Origin of the sequence: Serratia sp. PGPR-27, from assembly GCF_022678525.1 — a bacterium.
GTDB classification, from domain to species: Bacteria; Pseudomonadota; Gammaproteobacteria; order Enterobacterales; family Enterobacteriaceae; genus Serratia; species Serratia nematodiphila.
The window spans coordinates 79708-102964 of the sequence record NZ_JALBYS010000017.1; the positions used below are offsets into that span (position 1 = coordinate 79708).

20 protein-coding genes and 1 pseudogene are annotated in these 23257 nt (G+C 58.9%); 9 read left to right on the forward strand and 12 right to left on the reverse strand.

Annotated features, from left to right (window positions below):
* Positions 1-99: 99 nt before the first annotated feature.
* The 5 genes from MMS95_RS11565 to MMS95_RS11585 all read right to left on the reverse strand — a co-directional run bounded on the left by MMS95_RS11565 (position 100) and on the right by MMS95_RS11585 (position 3626).
* A complete protein-coding gene (locus MMS95_RS11565; protein WP_004928567.1) occupies positions 100-294 on the reverse strand; it encodes a ribbon-helix-helix protein, CopG family in 195 nt (64 codons plus the stop codon).
* Between the two features lie 80 nt (positions 295-374).
* Entirely contained in the window at positions 375-1163 is a 789-nt protein-coding gene (locus tag MMS95_RS11570; RefSeq protein ID WP_004928565.1) for a fused MFS/spermidine synthase, read from the reverse strand.
* A gap of 30 nt (positions 1164-1193) precedes the next feature.
* Complete coding sequence (gene fabZ, locus MMS95_RS11575; RefSeq protein WP_015377847.1) at positions 1194-1649, reverse strand: 3-hydroxyacyl-ACP dehydratase FabZ; 456 nt, start codon at positions 1647-1649, stop codon at positions 1194-1196.
* 188 nt (positions 1650-1837) lie between these two features.
* Complete coding sequence (locus tag MMS95_RS11580; protein ID WP_004928561.1) at positions 1838-2332, reverse strand: TIGR00645 family protein; 495 nt, start codon at positions 2330-2332, stop codon at positions 1838-1840.
* Between the two features lie 94 nt (positions 2333-2426).
* Positions 2427-3626, reverse strand: coding sequence for an MFS transporter (locus MMS95_RS11585; protein WP_060559651.1), 1200 nt, complete (start codon positions 3624-3626; stop codon positions 2427-2429).
* Between the two features lie 97 nt (positions 3627-3723).
* On the opposite strand from MMS95_RS11585, the gene MMS95_RS11590 reads away from it, so the two are divergent.
* Positions 3724-4665, forward strand: a complete 942-nt coding sequence (locus MMS95_RS11590) for a LysR family transcriptional regulator (RefSeq protein ID WP_166445102.1) — start codon at positions 3724-3726, stop codon at positions 4663-4665.
* Positions 4666-4671: 6 nt separating this feature from the next.
* Here MMS95_RS11590 and MMS95_RS11595 read toward each other — a convergent pair whose 3' ends face one another.
* Both MMS95_RS11595 and MMS95_RS11600 read right to left on the reverse strand, forming a co-directional pair.
* A complete protein-coding gene (locus MMS95_RS11595; RefSeq protein ID WP_004928553.1) occupies positions 4672-4965 on the reverse strand; it encodes a SelT/SelW/SelH family protein in 294 nt (97 codons plus the stop codon).
* A 127-nt stretch (positions 4966-5092) separates the two neighbouring features.
* Positions 5093-6331, reverse strand: coding sequence for an FAD/NAD(P)-binding oxidoreductase (locus MMS95_RS11600; RefSeq protein WP_015377851.1), 1239 nt, complete (start codon positions 6329-6331; stop codon positions 5093-5095).
* A gap of 191 nt (positions 6332-6522) precedes the next feature.
* Here MMS95_RS11600 and MMS95_RS11605 point away from each other — a divergent pair, with 191 nt between their 5' ends.
* The 3 genes from MMS95_RS11605 (at position 6523) to adhP (ending at position 9828) form a co-directional block, all read left to right on the forward strand.
* Positions 6523-7308: a sulfite exporter TauE/SafE family protein gene (locus MMS95_RS11605; protein ID WP_060559653.1), complete on the forward strand. Its 786-nt coding sequence runs from the start codon at positions 6523-6525 to the stop codon at positions 7306-7308.
* Positions 7309-7324: 16 nt separating this feature from the next.
* A complete protein-coding gene (gene blh, locus MMS95_RS11610) occupies positions 7325-8614 on the forward strand; it encodes a bifunctional sulfur transferase/dioxygenase Blh (RefSeq protein ID WP_242141711.1) in 1290 nt (429 codons plus the stop codon).
* 197 nt (positions 8615-8811) lie between these two features.
* Entirely contained in the window at positions 8812-9828 is a 1017-nt protein-coding gene (gene adhP / locus MMS95_RS11615) for an alcohol dehydrogenase AdhP (RefSeq protein WP_242141712.1), read from the forward strand.
* 55 nt (positions 9829-9883) lie between these two features.
* Here the strand turns inward: adhP and MMS95_RS11620 are convergent, their stop codons facing one another.
* Positions 9884-11404, reverse strand: a complete 1521-nt coding sequence (locus MMS95_RS11620) for an aldehyde dehydrogenase family protein (protein WP_015377854.1) — start codon at positions 11402-11404, stop codon at positions 9884-9886.
* Positions 11405-11680: 276 nt separating this feature from the next.
* Between MMS95_RS11620 and MMS95_RS11625 the strand changes: the two genes are divergently transcribed.
* The gene (locus tag MMS95_RS11625) at positions 11681-13456 is read left to right on the forward strand and encodes a sigma-54-dependent Fis family transcriptional regulator (RefSeq protein WP_075685348.1); all 1776 of its coding nucleotides are present in this window, start codon (positions 11681-11683) and stop codon (positions 13454-13456) included.
* A gap of 53 nt (positions 13457-13509) precedes the next feature.
* Here MMS95_RS11625 and MMS95_RS11630 read toward each other — a convergent pair whose 3' ends face one another.
* A complete protein-coding gene (locus tag MMS95_RS11630) occupies positions 13510-14427 on the reverse strand; it encodes an ABC transporter substrate-binding protein (RefSeq protein WP_021504584.1) in 918 nt (305 codons plus the stop codon).
* Between the two features lie 149 nt (positions 14428-14576).
* On the opposite strand from MMS95_RS11630, the gene MMS95_RS11635 reads away from it, so the two are divergent.
* Complete coding sequence (locus tag MMS95_RS11635; RefSeq protein WP_242141713.1) at positions 14577-15773, forward strand: MFS transporter; 1197 nt, start codon at positions 14577-14579, stop codon at positions 15771-15773.
* Here the strand turns inward: MMS95_RS11635 and MMS95_RS11640 are convergent.
* Positions 15770-17863: an EAL domain-containing protein gene (locus MMS95_RS11640; protein ID WP_242141714.1), complete on the reverse strand. Its 2094-nt coding sequence runs from the start codon at positions 17861-17863 to the stop codon at positions 15770-15772. The two genes, MMS95_RS11635 and MMS95_RS11640, sit on opposite strands and share 4 nt — an antisense overlap.
* 263 nt (positions 17864-18126) lie before the next feature.
* Here MMS95_RS11640 and MMS95_RS11645 point away from each other — a divergent pair, with 263 nt between their 5' ends.
* The 3 genes from MMS95_RS11645 to MMS95_RS11655 all read left to right on the forward strand — a co-directional run bounded on the left by MMS95_RS11645 (position 18127) and on the right by MMS95_RS11655 (position 20665).
* Positions 18127-18318 (forward strand): hypothetical protein, encoded by a 192-nt coding sequence (locus MMS95_RS11645; protein ID WP_141241390.1) that lies wholly within the window; start codon positions 18127-18129, stop codon positions 18316-18318.
* A 494-nt stretch (positions 18319-18812) separates the two neighbouring features.
* The gene (locus MMS95_RS11650) at positions 18813-20252 is read left to right on the forward strand and encodes a serralysin family metalloprotease (RefSeq protein ID WP_242141715.1); all 1440 of its coding nucleotides are present in this window, start codon (positions 18813-18815) and stop codon (positions 20250-20252) included.
* Positions 20253-20350: 98 nt separating this feature from the next.
* Positions 20351-20665 carry an AprI/Inh family metalloprotease inhibitor gene (locus MMS95_RS11655; RefSeq protein ID WP_004928502.1) on the forward strand — a complete coding sequence of 105 codons (315 nt, stop codon included), beginning with the start codon at positions 20351-20353 and terminating at the stop codon, positions 20663-20665.
* A 151-nt stretch (positions 20666-20816) separates the two neighbouring features.
* Here the strand turns inward: MMS95_RS11655 and pqqF are convergent, their stop codons facing one another.
* Positions 20817-23129, reverse strand: a complete 2313-nt coding sequence (pqqF, locus tag MMS95_RS11660) for a pyrroloquinoline quinone biosynthesis protein PqqF (protein ID WP_242141716.1) — start codon at positions 23127-23129, stop codon at positions 20817-20819.
* A 2-nt stretch (positions 23130-23131) separates the two neighbouring features.
* Positions 23132-23257, reverse strand: a pseudogene (locus tag MMS95_RS11665) (pyrroloquinoline quinone biosynthesis protein PqqE); the annotation flags it as partial.

Sequence of the window (23257 nt, forward strand, 5' to 3'; positions counted from 1 at the left end):
AGCAGCGATATCGCAGGATGGACAGACCGCCGTGGAGGATTCGGATTAGGGACGCGCGCAGGTGTAGCGCGCTTCACGGTTTGCGGGGCAGGCCGCCGTTCAATTGCTCTCGACGCGCGGATTGGCGTGGGTCGGCTGGCTGGGATAATCCACCTGATGCTTGTGCAGATAATCGCGGATCAGCTGACGCACCACCTGAGAAGGGGTGACGTCCTGCTGCAGGCACAGCTCTTCCAGAGCTTTCTTCTTGTCCGGGTCAATCAGCACCGTTAGCCGCGCCGTTTTCTTTTCCATCAGGATCCTCCAGAGAATGATGACTGAATGATAATACCATGTGGACGAAGCGGCCAGCCAGACCGCGTCGCCGCTCGTTCTTAGCGAAAATGCAGCCGTTCTATTTTGCGTGACAGGTAGCCGAGTTCGCAGTTGAACAGCTCGCCGCTGCCGGCGGCCAGCGTGCGCAGCGTGCTGAGCGGCAACGTCACCTGCGCCGGCGTGGCGTAAATGATCACGTTGCCGCTGGGGGCGACGCAAAATAATACGGTGCCGAATATCCGGTGCAGGCTGTGGTACAGCAGGCTGTTTTCATCGGGCAGATCGTGGTAATTGAGCACCAGCCAGCCCCCGTCGTTCAGCCGCGCGGCGCAGTTTTCCAGGAATGTCTGGGTGCCTTGCTGCGGATCCATGGCGAACGCCGAATAGAGATCGGAGAAAATCAGGTCGTAACGCGTCTCGGCGGGCGGGCGCACAAAGTCCATGGCGTCGGCGGTACGCAGGCTGATGGTGTCGGTGGCCGGCAGCGTAAAATAGCGGCGCGCGACGGCGATCACCGCGGCGCGCAGTTCAACCACGTCCAGACGCATGGCCGGATCGAGCGCGTGCAGCGCACGCAGCAAGCTGCCGCCGCCTAACCCCAAGATCAGCGCCGAGGTCGGCGGCTGCCAGGCCACCGCCATCAGCATCGCTTTGATGTAGTTGTGGATCGGCTGCGCGGGGTTGCTGAGGCTCATCTTGCTTTGCTCGCAGATGCCGTCAAACCGCAGCGTGCGGTAGTCCTTGTGATCGGAAACGATGATTTCGCCCCAGGCGTCGGTTTCGCGAGCGATCACCTGGCCGCGCGGGGAGAAATCGAGGGTTCTGAGTAAGCTGTCAACCAGAGACATGGTATTCGCAGGTTTCCTTTGGCAAGCGGCCTATTTACGGGCGCACATGAAATCGGCGGTGCAAATGCGCCGGCCATCGATGCTGGCGCGGCCGGTGAAGCGGGCGATCGCGCCTCGCCGGCGTACAAAGGCGACCTCCATCAACACCTGGTCGCCGGGACGGGCGGCGCGATAAAACCGCGCCCGCTGAATGGAAGCGAAGTAGTAATGTTCTCCTTCATTCAACGCCCCGAGATAATAATGCGCCAGCAGCCCGGTGCTTTGCGCCAGCGCTTCCACCAACAGCACGCCGGGAAAACCGGCGAAGTGCGCATGGCCGCTCCAGAACGTCGGCTCATTGGCGGTGATGTTCTTGATGGCGCTCAGCCGGCCTTCGGCAATGCAGGTGCCGGCGGGCAGCACGCGATCGACCAACAGGCAGGGATAACGATGAGGCAGAATCGCCTGAATATCGTTGAATTGCAGGGGGTGACCGTTTAATGGCATGGAAGTGCGTGATCCTGTCTGCGGCGAATCCGGTGCGGTGGCCGGCGTTCGGTCCATAATGAGTGTAATGACATTATAATAAAATTATCATCAGATGTGCCAGATGAAAGACATGACGGCGGTGACGGTTGGGGAACAGCGAAGGAGGGGAAGACACCCGATCCTGGCGATCGGGCGTGGTGGCGCGTTTAGTGCTTGGAGCGGGTCACCTTGTCCAAATAACCCATCACGAAGGCGGAGAGCACGAAGGTGAGGTGGATGATCACATACCACATCAGCTTGTTGTCGGGTACGTTCTTGGCGTCCATAAACACCCGCAGCAGGTGAATGGAGGAGATGGCGACGATAGATGCGGCGACCTTGTTTTTCAGCGAGGTGGCGTCCATTTTGCCCAGCCAGCTGAGTTTCTCTTTCCCTTCGGTGATATCCAATTGCGAGACGAAGTTTTCATAGCCGGAGAACATCACCATTACCAACAGGCCGCCGACCAGCGCCATGTCGATCAGCGACAGCAAGGTCAACACCAGATCGGCTTCGGTAACGGCAAAAATATTTGGCAGGACGTGGAGAATTTCCTGAAAAAACTTGATCGACAGGGCGACCAGAGTGAGCGAAAGGCCGAAATAAACCGGCGCGAGCAGCCAGCGGGAGGCGTACATCGCGTTTTCTAGCAAGCGTTCCATCATAAAATTGTTTTAAATGCGTAGCAAAAAGCGCGCTCAGTATAGCGCAAGAGGCCTGGGTGAAATCAACCGCTTGCGCCAGCAGAGGGCGCTATCAGGCCACTACGCGCGCCGTTTTGCGCCCGCTGCGGATCCACAGCGCCACGGCCCCCGCCGCCGTCGCCAGCGCCACGACGCCCGGCCAGCCCGCGCTTGCCAGAATGCGGCTGCCGAGGGCGGCGCCGGTCGCCATACCGATGAACACGCCGGTGAACAAGAGGGCGTTCAATCGGCTGCGGGCTGCCGGATCGAGACCGTAAACGATGGTTTGGTGCGCGATCAGCGTAGCCTGGATGCCCAGGTCGAATCCGACGGCGCTCAGCGCAATCAGCGCCAGTTGCGCCGGGAGCGGCAACAGCGGCAGCAGAAACATCAAGGCGAAGGAGGCCAGAACCAGTCCCGCGCCGATACGGGTCACGACGTCAGGGCCGTGCCGATCGGCCAGACTGCCCGCCAACGGCGCCGCCAGCGCACCCGCCGCCCCCGCCAGGCCAAACGCGCCGGCGGCCGCGCTGCCGATCTGGTAGCGCTCCGCCAGCATCAACGCCAGCGTTGACCAGAAAGCGCTGAAGCCCAATGACAGAAAGCCTTGCGCCAGCGTTGCGCGCCGTAGCGCGGGATACTCGGCCCACAGATGTCCCAGCGAGCGCAGCAGCGCGGGGTAACTCAGCGCGTTATGAGGGCGAAGACGCGGCAACATGCGCCAGATCGCCAGCGTGATCGACAAAACGCCCAGCGCCGCGAGTGCGTAGACGCTGCGCCAGCCGGCGTACTCGGCGATCGCGCCGCTGAACACCCGCGACAGCAAAATGCCGGCCAATAGCCCGGTCATCACTGCGCCGACGGTTTTGCCGCGGCTGGCCTCCGGCGCCAGCGTGGCGGCGGCGGGGATAATGTCCTGCGCGACGGTGGCGGTCAGGCCTATCGCCAGGCTGCTGAGCAACAACAGCGGGAACGAGGCAGCAAAAGCACAGAGTAACAGCGTCAGCGTCAGCAGCGCGCCTTTTACCAGAATGATCCGCCGGCGATCGTACCGGTCGCCGAGCGGCGCCAACAGTAAAATGCCCAGCGCATAGCCTAACTGGGTCAGCGTCGGCACCATGCCGGCATCGGCGACGCCGGCGTGGAAATCGGCGCCCATCATGCCAAGCATGGGCTGGCTGTAATAGATTGACGCGACGCTGAGGCCGGCGCCGGCGGCCAGCAGAAATACGACGTTGGCGGACGGTGCACCGTGGGTGGTGGCGGTGTTCATGGCAAAAATTCCTGCAAAGTGAATGTGCGGTCATTTTTACCGCTTGCTTCATGCCGCTGTAGCCCCCTCGCAGGTAAAACTGTTATACACTCAACGTATGAATAAAATTAACTTACCTAACGGCGACCGCATAACTTTGCTGCATACGCTGGTGCGCATCGTCGAAAGCGGCAGCCTGTCGGCGGCGGCGCAGCAGCTGGGCACTTCGCAGCCGACGATCAGCCGGCGTCTGCAGGCATTGGAACAGCTGCTGGGCGCCAAACTGATCCAGCGGACCACCCACGCCCTCAAACTGACCGACGACGGCGAGCGCTGTTACCGCCAGGCGCGGGGGCTGATTGAACAATGGCAAAGCCTGGAAGAAGGGCTTGGCGGCGCGCGCGACGAACCGGTCGGCGTGTTGCGCGTACGGGCGCCGCACGCATTCGGCCAGGATCAGCTGATCGGTCCGTTGGGCGAGTATTTGCGGCGCTACCCGCAAACTTACGTTGAGTGGACGCTGAACGATCATTCTCCGGACTTTATTCCCGAGGGGGTGGATTGCGCCATTCACGTCGGTGCGGTGACCGAACCGTCGGTCGTGGCGGTGTTGCTGGCGGAGGTGCCGCGCAGCACGGTGGCGTCACCGGCGCTGTTGGCTGAACGACCGGCGATCGTCGATCTCGACGATTTGGCCTCATTGCCGTGGCTGGCGGTAAACAGTTTTTATCGTAATGAGGTCGTCTTGACCCACGCGACCAGCGGTGAACAGCGGCGTTTCGACATCGCGCCGAGGTTGAGCACCGACAGCCTTTATGCGGCGCGCAAGGCGGCGCTGGAAGGGCTGGGCGTCGCGATCGTGTCGTCTTGGGTGGTGAAAGAAGAATTGGCGCAAGGCGCTCTGCAGACGCTGTTACCCCTGTGGCGAGCTGAGCCACTGCCTATTTACCTGTTGTATCCCTACGCCAGCTATTATCCCGCGCGTTTACGCAAATTCATGGAAATGATGAAAGAAACAATGCCGCGCATTCTCGGCGCGCAGCCGCCGACGGGGCGCTGACGGCCTTCAGTGTCTGGCTTTTTTACCGTCGCTGTGGCCGAGAGAACGATCGGGGAAGCTGTGATCGCGCAGCCGCTGCTTTAACTGCGCCGCATCGGGGAAGCCGCCGTCAATCTTGCGATCCCAAATCATCACGCCATCGACGCTGATTTGGTAGACCCCGCCGGTGCCCGGCATCAGGGTGACGGAGGCGAGATCGTCGCCGAAGGTGTTCAGCAGCTCTTGCGCCATCCAGCCGGCGCGCAGCAACCAGTTGCATTGTGAACAGTAGTGAATCGTAACGGCGGGTGCGTTTTTCATCGTTGATCGACCGGTTAGTGGTGACGGCTTGCAATCAGCCTGCTGGCTCGCAAGCGATGGTGGCTGTGTATCGCCAAATAGTCAAGCGCCTGCTGCGGCCAGAGCGACAAGGGGAGCCGAGTGTGCATCACGGCCGCTTGCTTCCGGCAAACCATTCAACCCCGCGCAGCATGCCCGCCCAATAAAACCGGGGTAAAAACCAGGCTTTCAGCCACCAGGCCATACGGCTGGGCTGGGTTGCGTCGAGCAGTGGAAACGTGGGCAGCAATTTACCGTCATAGCCAAACTCCGCCAGCACAACTTTGCCTTTCTCGACCGTCAATGGACAGGAACCATAACCATCATAATGGGCTGTGAGAGGCGTGCCATGAATACGTGCCGCGACGTTTTCCGCCACCACTACCACCTGCTTTCGCGCTGCCGCCAGGGTTTTGGCGTTTGGCGTTGAGCAACAGTCGCCTACCGCAAAAATATCCGGCCAATGCTTATGTTGCAGCGTCAATTTATCCACATCGCACCAGCCGGCGCCATCCGCGAGTCCGCTTTGCGAAATAAACGCCGGGGCTGATTGAGGCGGCACCACGTGAAGCATATCGAAGGGCAGGGTTAACTCGCGTTTTTCCTCTTCATTTGTCTCCACGGCAAATATCGCTTGCCGATTTTCGCCATCTATACGGATTAAATTATGATTGAAGTTGACCTGTGCACGGTATTTTTCCAAATAACCGCTCAGCGGGGGGACAAATTGCGGAATGCCGAAAACCGCCGTGCCCGCAAGGCAGAAATTGACGTTAATATTATTCAGAACGCCTTGCCGCCGCCAATGGTCGCATGAAAGATATAAGGCTTTTTGCGGCGCGCCGGCGCATTTTATGGGAAGCGTGGGTTGGGAAAATATCGCCTTGCCGCCTTGCATCTCCCGGACCAGTTGCCAGGTGTATTCTGCAAGATCAAAACGATAATTAGAGGTGACGCCGTTAAATCCTAACGTCTCTTCAAGGCCCTCTATTTTATCCCAACGTAAAACAAGGCCGCAGGCAACAATAAGGAAATCATAGCTTACGCGTTTACCCTGACGGGTCTCGATATATTTTTCATTGGGATCAACCCTGACAACGCTGTCCTGGAGCCATGAGACGCCAGAAGGAATAACATCGCGCATGGCGCGCTGCGTTTTATTGATATCAAAGAGCCCGCCGCCCACCAGGGTCCATGCCGGCTGGTAATAATGACAGTCATTGGGTTCAACGACAGTTATATCCGCATCTTTAACTCGCTTCCTTAAGCTTGCGATGACGCCGATGCCAGATGAACCACCGCCAATAACAACAACTTTCTTCAGGGTGTTTATTTTTTCTGGTTTCATGCAGGTCTCCTTTCATAAGAAAGTAGGGGGTTGTGGCTCAGATTTAAAGATAATTTATAGAACTTATGGTTATATTAAAAATTGCATATTCGATTTGGATATATGTAATAGCTAAATGTAATAAGTTATTTGACAATCAACGAAAACTGATCGTTAATAAATGCCATAAATATCGAAAGGGAATTAATGCATTGGATTTTTTCCATTTTACTTTTTATACCCTGACGCTGTTGGTGATAACCGGGGGAATAGTCGGATTTCTCCTGGCTCTGACCGGGGGAGGCGGATCCATCGTCTGCGTTCCCTTGTTGCTGTATATGGTGAAAATCCCGGATACGCACTTGGTTATAGGCACCAGTGCCATGTCCGTTGCCATTAGCGCGCTGATCAATCTTTTTGTTCATGCCGCCAAAGGAAACGTCCGGTGGCGGACCGGCGTTACCGTTTCGCTGGTGGCGGTGGTGGGAACGCTGGCGGGCTCTCAGGTGGGAAAAATGACGGACGGGCACCATTTAACCCTGCCTTTCTCTCTGCTGATGCTGGTTGTCGCCGGATTGACGCTGAAAAGAAATCATCGGGCAGGCAACGGATTACCGTCCTCCCATCCGACATTTCATCCCGCCATCGTGTGGCCCAGCGTGCTGGCGCTGGGCGCGGTGGCCGGTTTTTTGGGCATCGGCGGCGGATTTTTGGTGGTGCCGGCGCTGCTCTGGTTCTTCCGCTTTTCGCTGGTTGAAGCGGTGGCGACCTCACTGGTCGTGGTTTCCGCCATGGGATTATCGACAAGCGCAAGCTATGCCATGTCCGGCAAGGTGTCGCTGGTCATTACCTGCTGGCTCATCGTCGGCGGTGTTCTGGGGGGCGTCGTGGGGGTGGCGCTCACCGAGCGCCTGAAAAAACGCGAGGACATTATCCGTGTGCTCTATGCCGGCATGTTGTTGGTGCTGGCCCTTTATATGCTTTTTAAAAGCCTATAAAACAAAAGGAAAAAATATGCACATCCGTACTTACCATCATCAGCTCTCCTTTTCGGGGGCGCCCGCAGCGAATGATTTCGCCATCCTGCATCAACAAGGCTATCGGTTTATCGTCAACAATCGGCCAGATGAAGAGCCGGGCGAGTACCTTAACCATCAACAAGAAAAAGCATTGGCTGAGCAATGGGGAATGGGCTACGTCTATCTGCCTTACACATTCGACACGCTGACCTGGGAGACCGTTTATATCTTCCATTACCTGTTGCGGCGGGGTGAGAAGACCCTGGCGCATTGCAGGAGCGGAGCGCGTTCTGCCTGCCTTTCCCTGCTGTATGCGCTGCGCGAAGGCCAGATAGACGAAGCGCAATTCCGCAGCCAGTGCGCAGAGTATGGCGCCGATGCCGATAAGGCGCTGGGCTGGTATGGCCGGCATCAGGCCGTTCAGCCTCACGCGGAAGTGCACGCGTTTTATGAGCCGGAAAGCGGCAGCCTGCAGTATGTCGTCGCCGATCCCGCAGCGCGTCGCTGCGCCATCATCGACCCGGTGCTGGATTTTGATCGCCGATCGGGCACGGTCTCGCATCAGCAGGCCCGCACCATTTTAAGCTTTATCCAGCAGCAAGGATGGGGAGTGGCCTGGGTGCTGGATACGCACCCGCATGCCGACCATTTTTCTGCCGCCACCTGGCTGGCGCAGAAAACCGGCGCCCTCACCGGCATAGGCGAAAAAATTACCGCCGTGCAGGGGCTGTGGCAAGACATCTATAATTTGAAAGAATTGCCTCCTGCCGAGACCCTGTGGGATGCGCTGTTTGCGGATGGGGACGTCTTTTTTATCGGCAACCTGCGTGCTGAAGTCTTGCTGTCTCCTGGCCACACCCTGGCGTCCGTCACTTATCACATCGCCGATGCGGCGTTTATTCACGATACGTTTTTCATGCCGGACAGCGGCACCGCAAGGGCCGATTTTCCCGGCGGAAATGCGGAAGCCCTGTGGGATTCGTTGCAGCGGATCTTGAGCCTGCCAGCGGATACCCGCCTGTTTACCGGCCATGATTATCGCCCGGCGGGGCGTGAGGCCCGCTGGGAAAGCACCGTGCGAGAGCAGCGCGAGAACAACCCCTGGGTGGCCAACATGGATAAAGCCCAATTTATCACGCAAAGAAAGCAGCGAGACGCCACGTTGCCGCATCCGGAATTGATGCTGATGGCGCTGCAGGTCAATATTCGCGGCGGCGTTCTGCCAGATTGCGAAGATGATGGGCGGCATTACCTCAAAATCCCTGTTAATCGCTTCAAGGGGTAAATCAAGCCGTGGAGGCGCGATCGTTCACGGCTGCCAACCTCAAGGCGATCGCGCCGTCTGTTAATGGTTTTTTATGAAATAAGCAGACTGATTCATATTTAATTATTTGTTTTTACACAAAACAGGTGGCACTTGCCCTCACCGAATACAGTCACTACATTAACAACTGTACTTCCCACTCTGCTAAGGAAAACACCATGAAAGCTGCCGTAGTGACGAAAAACCATACCGTAGACATTCAGGATAAAGTGCTGCGCCCGCTGAAGCACGGCGAAGCGGTGTTGAAAATGGAGTGTTGCGGGGTGTGCCACACCGATTTGCACGTGAAAAATGGCGATTTCGGTGAGGTGCCGGGCATTACGTTGGGGCATGAGGGCATCGGCGTGGTCTCCGCCGTCGGTGAGGGCGTCACCTCGTTAAAAGTGGGTGACCGCGCCAGCGTCGCCTGGTTTTACCAGGGGTGCGGCCATTGCGAATACTGCGTCAGCGGCAACGAGACCCTGTGCCGCTCGGTGAAAAACGCCGGCTATAGCGTTGACGGCGGCATGGCGGAAGAGTGCATCGTGGTGGCGGACTACGCGGTGAAAGTGCCGGATGGGCTCGATTCTTTCGCCGCCAGCAGCATCACCTGCGCCGGCGTCACCACCTACAAGGCGGTGAAGATTTCCGATATCAAACCGGGGCAGTGGATCGCCATCTACGGCTTGGGCGGGCTGGGCAACCTGGCGCTGCAGTATGCCAAGAACGTGTTTAACGCCAAAGTGATCGCCATCGACGTCAACGACGGTCAGTTGGAGTTCGCCAAACAGATCGGCGCCGATCTGACCATCAACTCCAAAACGCAAAACGCGGAGGAGATCATTCAGCAGCAAACCGGCGGCGCTCACGCGGCGGTGGTGACGGCGGTGGCGAAAGCCGCCTTCAACTCGGCGGTGAATGCGGTGCGCGCCGGCGGTAAAGTGGTGGCCGTGGGGCTGCCGCCGGAGAGCATGGATCTGAGCATTCCGCGCCTGGTGCTGGACGGCATTCAGGTGGTGGGTTCGCTGGTGGGCACACGCGAAGATCTGAAGGAGGCGTTCCAGTTCGCCGCCGAAGGCAAGGTGACGCCGAAAGTGACCAAGCGGCCGCTGGGGGATATCAACGCCATCTTCGACGAGATGAAGGCGGGCACCATTCGCGGTCGCATGGTGATCGATCTCGGCATGACGAAGTAGGCCACGCGAAAAAAGAAGGCCACCTGCGGGTGGCCTTCTTGTCATTACGCCGGATTCAGAACAGGCCCAGCGGCTTGGCGTCGTAGCTGACCAGCAGGTTTTTCACCTGTTGATAGTGCGACAGCGCCGCCTTGTGGGTTTCGCGTCCGATGCCGGAGTTCTTGTAGCCGCCGAACGCGGCGTGCGCCGGGTACAGGTGATAGCAGTTGGTCCACACGCGCCCGGCCTTGATCGCGCGGCCCATGCGGTAAGCGCGGTTGATGTCGCGGGTCCACAGCCCGGCGCCCAGCCCAAACTCGGTGTCGTTGGCCAGCGCCAGGGCTTCGGCCTCATCCTTAAAGGTGGTGACGCCAATCACCGGCCCGAAGATCTCCTCGCGGAAGAAACGCATGCTGTTGTTGCCGGTAATCAGCGTCGGCTGCAGGTAGAAACCGTTTTGCACTTCGTCGCCGCGCTGGGCGGGCTCGCCGCCCGCAACGATTTTGCCTCCCTCGTTTTTAGCGATCTCGATATAGGACAGGATCTTGTCGTACTGCTGTTTTGACGCCTGGGCGCCGATCATGGTCTCGGTGTCGAAGGGATCGCCCTGGCGGATGGTAGCGATACGCGCCAGCACTTTCTCCATAAACTGCGGGTAGATGGATTCCTGGATCAGCGCGCGTGAAGGGCAGGTGCACACCTCCCCCTGGTTGAAGAAGCCCAGCACCAGCCCCTCAACCGCTTTGTCGATAAACTCCGGTTCCGCCTGCATGATGTCTTCAAAATAAATGTTCGGCGATTTTCCGCCCAGCTCGACGGTGCTGGGGATGATGTTCTCCGCCGCACAGGCGAGGATATGGCGGCCGACCGGCGTGGAGCCGGTGAAGGCGATTTTTTCAATGCGTTTGCTGCGCGCCAGCGCTTCGCCGGCCTCGGCGCCAAAACCTTGCACTACGTTGAGCACGCCCGGCGGCAGCAGATCGCCGATCTCTTCCATCAGCACGCTGATGCCGAGCGGCGTTTGTTCCGCCGGTTTCAGCACCACGCAGTTACCGCCCGCCAGCGCTGGCGCCAGTTTCCAGGCGGCCATCAGCAGCGGGAAGTTCCACGGAATGATCTGGCCGACCACGCCCAGCGGTTCATAGATATGGTAGGCCACGGTGTTCTGGTCGATCTCCGCCGCGGTGCCTTCCTGCGCGCGCAGGCAACCGGCGAAGTAACGGAAATGGTCGACCGCCAACGGCAGATCGGCATTCAGGGTTTCGCGGATCGGTTTGCCGTTGTCCCAGGTTTCGGTCAGCGCCAGCATCTCCAGCCGCGATTCGATGCGATCGGCGATCGCCAGCAGCACGTTGGAACGCTCCTGCACGCTGGTTTTACCCCAGGCGTCCGCCGCCGCATGCGCCGCGTCAAGCGCCAGCTCGATGTCTTTGGCGTCGGAACGCGGGAATTCGGCGATCGGCTGGCCGGTCACCGGCGAGGTGTTGGTGAAGTAGTTGCCGGATACCGGTTCGACGAATTTGCCGCCAATGTAGTTGCCATAGCGTTTGCGGAACGAAACCAGCGAGCCAGGCAAACCGGGGTGGACATATTTCATGTTAAGCACCTCTCTGCAGATGAAAAGCGGCGCTATTGGGCTGCGCCTGTGAATGCGGCATGTCGCCGCAGTAAAGAGAAGCACGGCGCGTGCCAGATTAGCGACAGAGGTAGCATCCGTAAAAAAAAGAACGAGTTATTAAAACCTTAAGCATTGAGAGGGCTGAGAACTTCGGGTGGCGCCGCCGTCGCCGATGATTTTTTGTGTCCCGTGTCGCAACGCCTGATACACATTTATGATACACATTTGCAACACTCGCGAACGGGGGAGAAACGCATGTTGTCTGACGACCGCTTGCCCGCAGAGGGCGCCAGCTTGCTGACCCAGCCGTTGGCGGAATCCTGGCAACGCAGCCAGGGTTATGGCTTGACGCGCACCGATCAACATATCCCGTTTATCAAAGCCGGATTGCTCGAAGAGCTGCGCAGCCGCAACGATTGGGTGCCGCAGCGGGTACAGCCGCTGATCGAGCAGCTGGGCGCGCAAATTACGCGCCAGCCCGCCATTGTGGTGATCGCCGACGCCGACGGGCTGGTGCTGGAAACCCGCGGCAATACCGACTTTCTGCATAAGGCGTCGCGCTTTGCGCTGGCGCCGGGCAACCAGTGGGGAGAAGCGGAGCGGGGCACCAACGCCATCGGCACCGCGCTGGCGCTGGGTGCGTTCTGCGAAGTGCGCGGCGACCAGCATTTTCTCAACCAAAATGCCGGATTGAACTGCACCGCCGCACCGATCTATCGGCCGGATGGCCGCATTGCCGGCATACTGGATCTCTCCGCACCCGCGCAGCGCCCGTACCGCGATGCACAGCGCCTGATCATGCAGGCGGTGCGGCATATCGAACACCGCTGGGTCAGAAGCGCGATCGCCGACCGCCACTGGACGCTGCGTCTGCACGCCGATGCCCGCTGCCTGGGCAGCGCGCAAGAGCTGCTGCTGGTGTTTCACGACGAAGTGCTGATCGCCGCCAATCGACTGGCGATGATGGAGTTCCAGCTCTCGTCGGCCTCATTCGGCTCCGTTGAGTTCACCCAGCTGTTTCCCGATCTGTTGCGACAGCCTTCCGGGGCACCGCGCCAGACGCTGGCCGGCAATCAACAGCACTATTATTCGTTGCTTGAGGCGCCGCAGCGCCGCGTCAGCGCTCTGCGTTCTGCGCCGCCGGCGGAACGGCACGACGAGCAGCATCAGAAAGCGCTGCGCATTCTCAACGCCGGCCTTTCGCTGTGCGTGACCGGCGAAACCGGCTGCGGTAAAGAGCATTTCAGCCGCCGCCTGTTTCAAGAGAGCCGCTGGCGCAACGGCAACTTCGTGGCGATCAACTGCGCGGCGCTGCCTGAGCCGCTGATCGAATCCGAACTGTTTGGCTATGCGCCGGGGGCGTTTACCGGCGCCAATCCGAAAGGCTACATCGGCAAGATCCGCGAGGCGGACGGCGGCGTGCTGTTTCTCGATGAAATCGGCGACATGCCGGCGGGTCTGCAAACGCGCCTGCTGCGGGTATTACAGGAAAAAACGGTCACCCCGCTCGGCAGCCGCAGCGCTTATCCGGTCGAATTCGCGCTGGTCTGCGCCACGCACCACGATCTGCATCGGCAGGTAGAGGCGGGGGCGTTTCGCGAGGATTTGCTGTACCGCATACAGGAATACAGCCTGCGCATTCCGCCGCTCAGAGAGCGGGCGCAGCTGGAAGCCTTCATTTTGCAGCTGTGGCGAGAGCTGGGCGGCGAGCGGCGCGACATTCGTCTGTTGCCGGAGGCGCTGGCGATGCTGGCGCGCTATCCGTGGCCCGGCAACGTGCGGCAACTGTTGAGCACGCTCAAGGTGCTGCTGGCGCTGGCGGACGATCATGCGGTGCTTACCCTGGACGATCTTCCTCAGTCCATCGCGGTGCTGGCGCCGCGGCAAGAGAACGCCGATACCGATCTGGGGGCGCTGCAGGCGGCGATCGACAGGGCGGGCGGCAATCTCAGCCGGGCGGCGAAGGCGCTCGGCGTTTCACGCAGCACGCTGTACCGCAAGCTGGGGAGGCAGAAAACGGCGGCGGAATAAGGCGGCGCGATTGAGCGGCGATAAGGCCCCGCTGCGCGGGGCCTGTTGCTCTCTCAATCCCCCAGCCCCGGCGGGTTAATCTCGGAATGGGCAATCTTCTCGTCGCTCTCCGCCCAGCGATCCAGCACCTGCAGATAGCTGCCGTTGGCGATGGCGCTGTTGAGCGAAGCCTGCACCGCGTCCACCAGGCCGTTGCCTTTCTTCAGCGTGACGGCGATGTTGGCGGTCTTCGGCCAGCCGCCGGGCACGATGCCCACCAGCCGGGTTTTGCCGGTCAGTCGCGCCTGATAAGCGCCGGAAACGTTGGGCCCGAAGGTGGCGTCGGCGCGGCCGGACTGAATAGCCAGCGTGGAGGCGGCCTTGTCGGTGACATACACCGGCTGCAGCGGCGCCAGCCCCTTGGCGCGGTTCTCTTTGTCCCAGGCCAGCAGCACCGCTTCCTGATTGGTGCCGGAGTCGACGATGATCTTTTTACCGGCGATATCCGGCGCGGTTTTGATCTGGGTGATTTTACTGTCGGATTTGACGTAGAAACCCAGCGTATCCTGCCGATAGGTGGCGAAATCGAATTTGGTCTTGCGTTCGTTGGTCACGGTGATGTTGTAAACCGCGGCGTCATATTTGCCGGAGGCCACCCCCAGCGGCCAGTCTTCCCACGAGGTGGGCACCAGCTTGAGTTTTAACCCCAAACCGTCGGCCACCAGGCGCGCAATGTCCGCCTCGCTGCCAATCACCGTTTTATTGTCGCGGGCGTACAGGCCGAACGGCGGGCCGCTGCCCAGCAGAGAAATGGCAACCGTCAGCGTGCCGGGTTCCACGAACCGGAAGCCGGCGGGGATTTTGGCCACGGCTTCGGCGCTCTTCACCGTGTGGATCGGCGTTTCGTTGGCGACGAGATCCACGCCTGGTGCGGCGGCGGCGGAAAAACTCAGCAGCGCCGCAATCACTATCATCTTTTTGCTATATATCATTATGTTAATTACCTTCATTATTATGGGTGTCACACGGTCGTTGCACTATCTCTAAAGGCGGCAGATCTGTGAACGAACAAAATCAACTAACCAATCTTGGAAAAATCATGAGGCGCCTCTGGCGGCGCTGAATCGATCGAGGATGCACCATGTCGTCGCGTTTCGCTACGTTGGGCCGCATACCGCGCGGCGTGTGGGTATTGGGTGGCGTGAGCCTGCTGATGGACGTTTCCTCGGAGATGATCCATAGCCTGTTGCCGCTGTTTATGGCGACGACGCTCGGTGCCAGCGTGATCGTCATCGGGTTGATCGAAGGGCTGGCGGAGGCGACGGCGTTGATCGTCAAGGTGTTCTCCGGCGTGCTCAGCGATTACCTCGGCAAACGCAAGGGGCTGGCGCTGCTGGGCTACGGGCTGGGCGCCATCAGCAAACCGTTTTTCGCCATCGCGTCGTCGTCCGGCATGGTGATGAGCGCGCGCCTGCTGGATCGCGTGGGCAAAGGCATCCGCGGGGCGCCGCGCGATGCCCTGGTGGCCGACGTGACGCCGCCGGAGATCCGCGGCGCGGCTTTCGGGCTACGCCAGTCGCTGGATACCGTCGGTGCCTTTTTAGGGCCGCTGCTGGCCGTCGGCCTGATGCTGCTGTGGCACAACGATTTTCGCGCCATCTTCTGGGTGGCGGCGATCCCGGCGGCGCTGGCGATTGCGCTGCTGTTTTTCGGCCTGAAAGAGCCGGCCACCGCGATAATCCACAAGCGCACCAACCCGATCACCCGCGCCAACCTGCGGCTGCTGGGGCGCAGCTATTGGTGGGTGGTGAGCATCGGCGCGATCTTTACGCTGGCGCGTTTCAGTGAAGCGTTCCTGGTGTTGAAGGCGCAGCAGGGCGGCACGCCGCTGGCGCTGATCCCGCTGGTGATGGTCGCCATGAATCTGGTCTACGCCTGTTCGGCCTATCCGTTCGGTAAATTGTCCGACCGCATGAGCCATGAAGGATTGCTGAAAGCCGGGCTGCTGGTGCTGATCGCCGCCGATCTGGTATTGGCGCTGAGCGATCATTGGGGCGGGGTGCTGTTTGGCGTGGCGCTGTGGGGCGTGCACATGGGCATGACGCAGGGACTGTTGGCGGCGATGGTGGCGCACACTGCGCCGGCGCACCTGCGCGGCACCGCGTTCGGCATGTTCAATCTGATCGGTGGCGTGGCATTGCTGCTGGCGAGTCTCGGCGCCGGAACCCTGTGGGAACTGTTCGGTTCCGCCTCCACCTTTTACGCCGGGGCGATCATCTGCGTGGTGACGCTGGTCGGCATGAAGCTGGCGCCGTTCGGCGAACGGCAGGGCGCTTAGCGGCCCTCGACAAACTGCGGCATAGCCTGCAGCAACTCGGGCACCTGCTGGGACTCCACCGCCCGGCTGAACAGAAAACCCTGGCCGATATGGAAACCGGCTTCGCACAGTGTTTGGCGCTGTTGCTCGGTTTCCACGCCTTCGGCGATGATATCGATCGACAGTTTTTGACCGAGAATGCCGATGCTTTCCACGATCGCCAGGATCGCCGGTTCGGTGTTCATGCGTTGAATAAAGTCGCAGTCCAGCTTAATGCAGTCCAGCGGGTAATCCATGATATGGCTGAATGAGGAGTGGCCGGTGCCAAAGTCGTCCAGCGCGATGCGGATACCCATCTCTTTGAGCATTTGCAGCGCGCGCAGTACGTATTTCGAACCGTGCTTGTTGAACGCGTGTTCGGTCACTTCCAGTTCGATCAGGTGATGGGGAATGCGGAACTTCAGCAGACGTTGCAGGAAGGTTTCGGCGTAGTTGTCGCGTAAAAACTCTATCGGCGACACATTCAGCGAAATAGGCCGTACCGCCACGCCGGCCGCGCGCCAGCGGGCGATATCGGCGAAGACTTTCAGCTGCATGGCTTCGCTGATCTTGGTTGCCAATTCGTAGTCGTTAAACGCCTCGCTTACCGTCGCCGGCAGCTGTACGCCGTTTTGCGGGCAGTGCCAGCGCAGCAGCGCTTCAAAGCCGACGATGCTGCCGTCGATCAGGCAGACTTTCGGTTGGTAGCTGGGGCGGATGCAGTTGTCGCGTACGATCTGGCGCGCGTAGTTGAGCTGGCTGGCGCGGGCGCGCGCTTTGTCCATCATCTTGCGATCGAACATGTAGACGCCGCCGCGGCCGCCGTCTTTCAGTTCATACAACGCGGTATCGGCGCATTTCATCAGCTCCGAAGCGTCGCGAGCGTCTTTGGGATAGATGGCGCCGCCGATGCTCATGCCGCAATGCAGCGTCTTGCCGCCGTGGGTGATCGGCGTCTCCAACTGCAGCAGAAACTTGTTAGCGATGCGGAAAATATCCTGCTCGTTTTCGACATCGCTGATCACCACGGCGAACTCGTCGCCGCCGAGGCGGGAGACGAACGAATGCGCATTCATGCAGGCGCTGAGCCTTTTACCCAAGATCCGCAGCAGATGGTCGCCCGCCGCGTGGCCCAGCGTGTCGTTCACCAGCTTGAAGTGGTCAAGATCCAGCAGCATCAGCCCAAGCGACTTTTTGCCGTGCAGGGCGCGCTTCATCTCTTGCTTCAGCTTTTTCTTGAATAAGCGCCGGTTGGGCAGGCCGGTCAATTCGTCATATTCGCTGGCGAGCAACAGACGTTGTTCCATCACGCGTTGCGACGTCACGTCGCGCGAAACGCACAAGATCTCGGCCACGGCGCCGTGTTCATCGCTGACCGGTGTGAGAATGTTGTCCCAGTGCTGTTTTTTACCCTGCGGCGTCACGCTCAATCCGGTGAAGCGCGCATTTTTTCCGGCTCTGACGTTGCGCAGCGCCTTGCTGCCGCGGCGACGGATCTCGGGGGACAGCAGCCCCAGCCAGGGCATGCCAAACTCTTTTTGCGCCGGATCAAGACCGAGCGCCAGGCTGCCGGAGCGATTCATGTGGCGCAGCGTGCCGTCGTGATTGATCACTTTGATGCAGTCGACGCTGGCGTCCAGCATGTCTTGCTGGATAGAGAGCGCCTGAACGTTTTGCTGGCGTTGCAGCATTTGCGGATGGATGTCGGTGGCGGTGAGGTACCAGCTGGGCTCCTGCGCCATGCCGTCCTGACGGGCGTTAAACGCCAGCATAAACCACCGGTAGGCGCCGCTGCGCTCGCGCAGACGGGCTTCGCCGGCGAACGAGGAGAGGGCAACGATCGCCTGGCGCCATTGCGCGGCCAAGCGATCGCGATCGTCGGGATGCAGTGCATCGAGCCAGTCTGTGGCGGCGTGCTCACCGGCGATGGCGCCGGTATAGTCGCGCCACTGCTTATTGAAGTAACCGCCAAGGCGGTTGCCGAAGCAAATCAGACCCGGCAAGTCGTCTACGATTTCGCTATAGAGATCAATAGGATTTTTGTTATTACTCTGCTTGGGCAACAGGGTCATGCGGTATTTCCTCGGAAAATTACCCATATTCTTGCTCTATAGCAGAGCCTCTTTCAATATAGTCATTGCCAATGAAAATGGGAATAGCCAGCGGGCGCGGCTAAGAACCAGCCTGGTAGCATGAAATAGATTACGCAAGAACGCATTAGGAATACTCCTGTTATTTATAAGCCCCTCTTATATTGCATCGAAAAATAAGTGCTCCGACCACGATGTTTTACTGTCTGAAAAAGTAATCAATATTGATGTTTCAATGTGGCGAAATGTTTAGCTGCCATGCTGTTGTTGCGCTCGGCATTTTGCTTGCGCTATGCACCAATGCTGAAGAAATCCTCGCTTATGGCGGTGATGCTCACCATTTCATGCACGTTTTAACAGGCGCCAAAGCACGGTTCCCGGGCGATGACGAGAAAAGTGATGATATAAATCAAGAAATGTTTTGTTTCATCTGTTGACACTTTGCTGACGTGTGAGATAGCCTCGCGAATGATAATCATTAGCAAAACTGGATGGTGTCGCAAATGCATTCACGTAATGATCCCCAGGTAGCGGTTCGGATGACAGGCAACGTTCATCACACGAGACCACGTCTGCTGTGGTCTCTGGCAACGAGACAATGTATCGAACGGCAGTTGTCATCAGGCCTCTTGGGCGGCATCTTCACTTAGCCTCAACCAGCAGATCTCGGTATTTAAGCCATGGCCGGATCAAGGCGGTCTATTATTTCCACGCATTTTTCGCGGATATATCGCGATCTCACGGAGTTGCATACGTTCTCAATCATGGGTAAGGAGGCCTCGGGCGGTTAAAATTAAATTTACTCTCTGGGTGTAAAGGAATTGGCAAAAAGAATGGGGCGTATCGGGTTACCGCTATTCTCAGGACTTTGATTAACCCCAAGAGACATTTCGGATGTCATATTAATACTAGCTTCTTTGTGGAGAAAGCTATGGGTAATACCATGAATGGAAACAAAACAGGTTGGGACAGTGTTAACGATCTTATTCACTACCATGAGCGCGGGAATGGTTTGACGATCAATAATAAACCGTCCTATGACATAAATGATGCGGGGTTGCAGATCGCGCGCAGCGATAAAACCTGGAATGGCGTTCACGTCACGGGCAAAGATGCGACGGTGACCTATTCATTCCCGGATTGGGAATATAACGAACTGAACCTGGGCCACCGCTCCTCAGAACGCGATACGGGGCTAAGTGCGTTCACGCAACATCAACAAGAGCAGGCGAAGTTATCTTTGCAATCCTGGGCCGATGTTGCCAACCTAAAGTTTGTCGAAGTGGCATCGGATCAACCTTCCAATATTACTTTTGGGAATTATGAGGGAAAAGGGCAAGCGTATGCCTTGAAACCATTCTCATATAATGGCAATGACTACAGAGGATACAATTCTGATGGGCAAAGTTGGTATAATATTAAGAACCATTCTGAAAACTTGCATCCTGAGCTGGGTAATTACGGCCGTTTAACCATTACCCACGAAGTTGGCCATACTCTCGGGTTAGATCATCCGGGAACGTATAATGCGGGGCAAGGAAGCCCAAATTATACCAAGGCAGTTTACGCCGAAGATACCCGGCAGTTTAGCGTAATGAGTTACTGGAATGAATCCATTACCGATGCGGATCATGGCCACTACTATGCCGCTGCACCGCTGGTTGATGATATCGCGGCCATCCAACATCTTTACGGTGCCAACATGACCACCCGAACCGGCGACACCGTTTACGGGTTTAATTCAAATACAGACCGAGACTTCTATACACTCAAGGGCAGCCACGACAAGCTGGTGATGTCTGTCTGGGATGCAGGTGGTAATGATACCCTTGATTTCTCGGGGTATAGCCAAAATCAACGTATCAACTTGAACGAAGGCGCTTTCTCCGACGTCGGGGGATTAAAAGGGAATGTTTCCATCGCTGCCGGTGTCACCATCGAAAACGCGATAGGGGGCTCAGGTAATGACATCATCGTTGGGAATCACGCAGACAATACGCTCAAAGGCGGCGCCGGCAATGATGTTATTTACGGCGGGGCTAGTCAGGATCAATTATGGGGAGGAGACGGTAATGACATTTTTGTCTTCTCTGATCTTAATGACTCGCCTGTTCAGGCACCTGATACAATTTGGGACTTTGAGTCAGGCAAGGACAAGATCGATCTGTCCTTCTTCAACCAAGGCGATAAGGGCAGTGATTTCATTCAGTTCGTCGATCATTTCAGCGGGCAGGCCGGTGAGGCGCTATTGTCCTATGATAGCCAGAACAATCTGAGTGAACTGGCCTTCAACATCCAGGGCGGTGCAAATCCAGACTTCCTGGTGCACATCGTTGGACAGGCTGACGTCGCTGTTGATTTTATCGTTTAAAATGGCAACGGTGGGCGATGATGCCCACCGTTTCACATGGGCCACCTATGTATAAATTTATTCTTGTCGGAATAATATTCTTGTTTTCAGGAGTCTCTATGGCAAGCAGCCTGGTTTTACCTTCCGCCGAAACGCTATCCGGGCAGTGGACGGTCAGTGATAAATCAAAATCTTGTGTTGTGCAGCTCAACACGGAGAGTGTGGATTCGGCTGGCGGCTATAGCCTGAAATTCTTGTCTGATTGCACGCCCGACGTATTGCCGCAAGAGCCTGCCGCATGGCGTCCCGCCCCCGATGGCATTGCGCTGTTGGACAAGGATGGGCTAACCGTACTTTTCTTCTCTCAGGAAGACGATCATTACCGTAGTCAAATCTGGGCTGAGACAGGAAAGATCTTGAAGAGAAATAACTAGCCAACAACGCCTTCTTATCCCTCGGCCGGCGCTTCTGAACGCGGTCATCACGTTTCACGTCGCTCCGCTCACGATTTTCTGAGATATCGTTCCCTTGGTTATTCGTTGTCTTGCTGCGTTTATATTGCGTCGGGTGGACACCGGCGCAATATCAGCCGGCAACGAACAGCCGCTGCTGCCAGTGCAACAGTTGTGTCAGCGTGATTGGCGCAGCGGCAGCAATGGTCGCGCGATTTTCCAACGCAATCTCCCGCGCGCGTTGCAACGGCTCGGCGCTGAGGCGTTGCAAGTTTTGTTGCAGCGCCTGTTGCGTTTGCTCCAGCTCACCAACGCTAACGTACGTCAGCTCATGATGCATCTGCTGCAAGAATTCGTCGGTTAACTGCCGCAGCTGTTCCGCGGTGAACGTCGGGGATTGCAGCGCGAACAGCAGGCCTTCGGCATGGGTGCAGCGGTGGAAGGCACATTGCACCACGTAGCCCACGTTGCGTTCCACGCGCAGCCGCTGAAAATAGCGCGGCGCGTAAAGCCGGGCCAGCACGCGCAGCGCCCAGCGGCCTTCAGCTTCATCGCTTTGCAGCGGGTAAAACTGCAGCAAGGCGTGTTCGGCGCCGCTTTCCGTCAGCGTGACAGGAGGAGGTAAACGCGGCGGCGTTTGCGGCTCAGCCGTTATGGCGTAGGGGAAGTCATACAGCAAATGTGACAGCCGCCGTTTTAACTCGCCATCGCCGCCGACCAGGGTGGCATGCCAGTGTGGCGCCGTTGCCGTAGAGACGTTCAACGCCGCCGGCAATTGGGCTAACAGGCGGCGAATGGCGATATCGTTTTGTTGTTTTAACTGCGCGTGGCGCAGGTTTCTCGCCGCCTCGTTGATGACGGCCGACGACGGCGCCGCCAGGGCCCGGTTCACGACGTTCAGGCCGTGGCAGATCAGCCCGTGGCTGCCCGCCAGCTGCAGCAGCCACACACCCTGGTGGCGTTCGACGCTTAAATGTCCCTCCCGATGCGCTAACTCGGCCGCTCCGGGGCGCAATGCCGCCTGCAAACCACAGGCCTGTTCTTCGCTGAGTGAGCCATGCGACGATGGGCGCAGCAACAGCACCGGCTGCGCCTCGCCGGAACGTAGATGCTGCAGCGGCGCCTGGCCGGCCGGCAAGGGCGGTATCGGCAGCGCCGCCGAAGCGGAGAAAAAGCGGAAAGGCTCCGCTGTAGGCGTCAGCGCGGCGCCGACGAAGGGGCCAAGGGTCAGCGGCAGCCCTTGGATTTCGCGCGTTTCACCGCCCCCCTCGGGCAGCACGGCCAGGCGGCGGCGCGGCGCTGCCATCAGCATAGCGAGTTGCCGTGTCCAGTCGTCATGCTGTTCCGTCGGCGGCAGCCCCAATGCCCTGGCCCGCAGCTGATCGAGCGGCGCCAAACGGTGAAAATCGCGGTTCGCCAGTTGCCCGAAATGCTCGAGCTGGCCCGGTGTCAGCGCGTTCAGGGCCTGCAGCCATGCTAGCAAGGCGCTTTCGATATGGGCGGCCTCAGACGCCGAGCCGTGATTGACGGTGAAAATAAAACTCAGCAGGGCGCTGTTTTCGCCGCAGCGGGCATAATCCAGACGAACGGCGTCACCCCACGCGTGCGCGCGCAGCCGTGCCAGCAGCCCGCCTGGGGCATCGTCCAGCAATAAACGCTCAAGCCGTCGCAGCCAGCCGCGTGAACGGCAGTGCGGCAGGGCAAACACCAGCCGCAGCTGCGGCGCGCCGGGAAGAGACAGCGTGTAATCTTGTCCGGCGGCCAGCGGCGGCAATGTCTCGGGCGGCGTGGCGCTGCCCGACGGCAAGCCGCCACCGTAGCGCTGTGCCAGCGCATGCAGGTGCTCGAGCGATTGCGGGCCTTGCAGCCACAGCGTCATGTTCGGTGCGCGGTAATAGTGGTGGTGAAACTGCCGCAACGCCTGCTGCAATGCGGAAATATCGCTGCCGAAAGCGGCGCGGCTGCCGATATGAAAGCGATGCAGCGCGTCAAATCCGCTGAACATCTGCCGCTGCGCCGCTTCGCAGCGGGTTTCACCGTCGGCGCGCAGCAGGCGGTATTCGGCGTCGATGACCTCGATCTCCTGGGCGATTGCCTCAGCCGCCAGCTGCGGGGCGGCGAGCATATCGCTCAGCCGAGCCAACCCCTCCGCCAGAGGGGCAGCGCCCACTTCAAAGAAAAACGCGGTTTGCGTGGCCTGGGTGGTGGCGTTTAGCCGGCCACCGGCCGCCTGCGTCCAGCCCATCAGCCCATCTTGCGCGCTGAAGTTCGCGCTGCCGCGAAACAGCATATGCTCCAGCAGATGCGCCAGGCCGGGCCAGGCGGCAGGCGCCTGAAAGCTGCCCGCTTCGATGCACACCAGTGCGGCGGCGCCCTCAGCGGCCGGGGTGCTTATCACCCTGACGGCCAAACCGTTATCGAGCTGCCACGAAGCGGCGAGTGTCATCGTCAGCCCTTGAAGATCAGTCGGGAGTTGGTCTGATTGCGAAAGCGCAGCTGATCGATACCGATCTGCGAGCGATTCGCCGCTTCACGCGCCGCCAGAATGGTGCCGTGGTGCGGCGATTTGCCGCA

What these genes read in the sequence shown, in the direction of transcription:
- MMS95_RS11565 (WP_004928567.1), bottom strand. Translation starts at nt 294, where the DNA reads ATGGAAAAGAAAACGGCGCGGCTAACGGTGCTGATTGACCCGGACAAG.
- MMS95_RS11570 (WP_004928565.1), bottom strand. Translation starts at nt 1,163, where the DNA reads ATGTCTCTGGTTGACAGCTTACTCAGAACCCTCGATTTCTCCCCGCGC.
- fabZ (WP_015377847.1), bottom strand. Translation starts at nt 1,649, where the DNA reads ATGCCATTAAACGGTCACCCCCTGCAATTCAACGATATTCAGGCGATT.
- MMS95_RS11580 (WP_004928561.1), bottom strand. Translation starts at nt 2,332, where the DNA reads ATGGAACGCTTGCTAGAAAACGCGATGTACGCCTCCCGCTGGCTGCTC.
- MMS95_RS11585 (WP_060559651.1), bottom strand. Translation starts at nt 3,626, where the DNA reads ATGAACACCGCCACCACCCACGGTGCACCGTCCGCCAACGTCGTATTT.
- MMS95_RS11590 (WP_166445102.1), top strand. Translation starts at nt 3,724, where the DNA reads ATGAATAAAATTAACTTACCTAACGGCGACCGCATAACTTTGCTGCAT.
- MMS95_RS11595 (WP_004928553.1), bottom strand. Translation starts at nt 4,965, where the DNA reads ATGAAAAACGCACCCGCCGTTACGATTCACTACTGTTCACAATGCAAC.
- MMS95_RS11600 (WP_015377851.1), bottom strand. Translation starts at nt 6,331, where the DNA reads ATGAAACCAGAAAAAATAAACACCCTGAAGAAAGTTGTTGTTATTGGC.
- blh (WP_242141711.1), top strand. Translation starts at nt 7,325, where the DNA reads ATGCACATCCGTACTTACCATCATCAGCTCTCCTTTTCGGGGGCGCCC.
- adhP (WP_242141712.1), top strand. Translation starts at nt 8,812, where the DNA reads ATGAAAGCTGCCGTAGTGACGAAAAACCATACCGTAGACATTCAGGAT.
- MMS95_RS11620 (WP_015377854.1), bottom strand. Translation starts at nt 11,404, where the DNA reads ATGAAATATGTCCACCCCGGTTTGCCTGGCTCGCTGGTTTCGTTCCGC.
- MMS95_RS11625 (WP_075685348.1), top strand. Translation starts at nt 11,681, where the DNA reads ATGTTGTCTGACGACCGCTTGCCCGCAGAGGGCGCCAGCTTGCTGACC.
- MMS95_RS11630 (WP_021504584.1), bottom strand. Translation starts at nt 14,427, where the DNA reads ATGATATATAGCAAAAAGATGATAGTGATTGCGGCGCTGCTGAGTTTT.
- MMS95_RS11635 (WP_242141713.1), top strand. Translation starts at nt 14,577, where the DNA reads ATGTCGTCGCGTTTCGCTACGTTGGGCCGCATACCGCGCGGCGTGTGG.
- MMS95_RS11640 (WP_242141714.1), bottom strand. Translation starts at nt 17,863, where the DNA reads ATGACCCTGTTGCCCAAGCAGAGTAATAACAAAAATCCTATTGATCTC.
- MMS95_RS11645 (WP_141241390.1), top strand. Translation starts at nt 18,127, where the DNA reads ATGTTTAGCTGCCATGCTGTTGTTGCGCTCGGCATTTTGCTTGCGCTA.
- MMS95_RS11650 (WP_242141715.1), top strand. Translation starts at nt 18,813, where the DNA reads ATGGGTAATACCATGAATGGAAACAAAACAGGTTGGGACAGTGTTAAC.
- MMS95_RS11655 (WP_004928502.1), top strand. Translation starts at nt 20,351, where the DNA reads ATGGCAAGCAGCCTGGTTTTACCTTCCGCCGAAACGCTATCCGGGCAG.
- pqqF (WP_242141716.1), bottom strand. Translation starts at nt 23,129, where the DNA reads ATGACACTCGCCGCTTCGTGGCAGCTCGATAACGGTTTGGCCGTCAGG.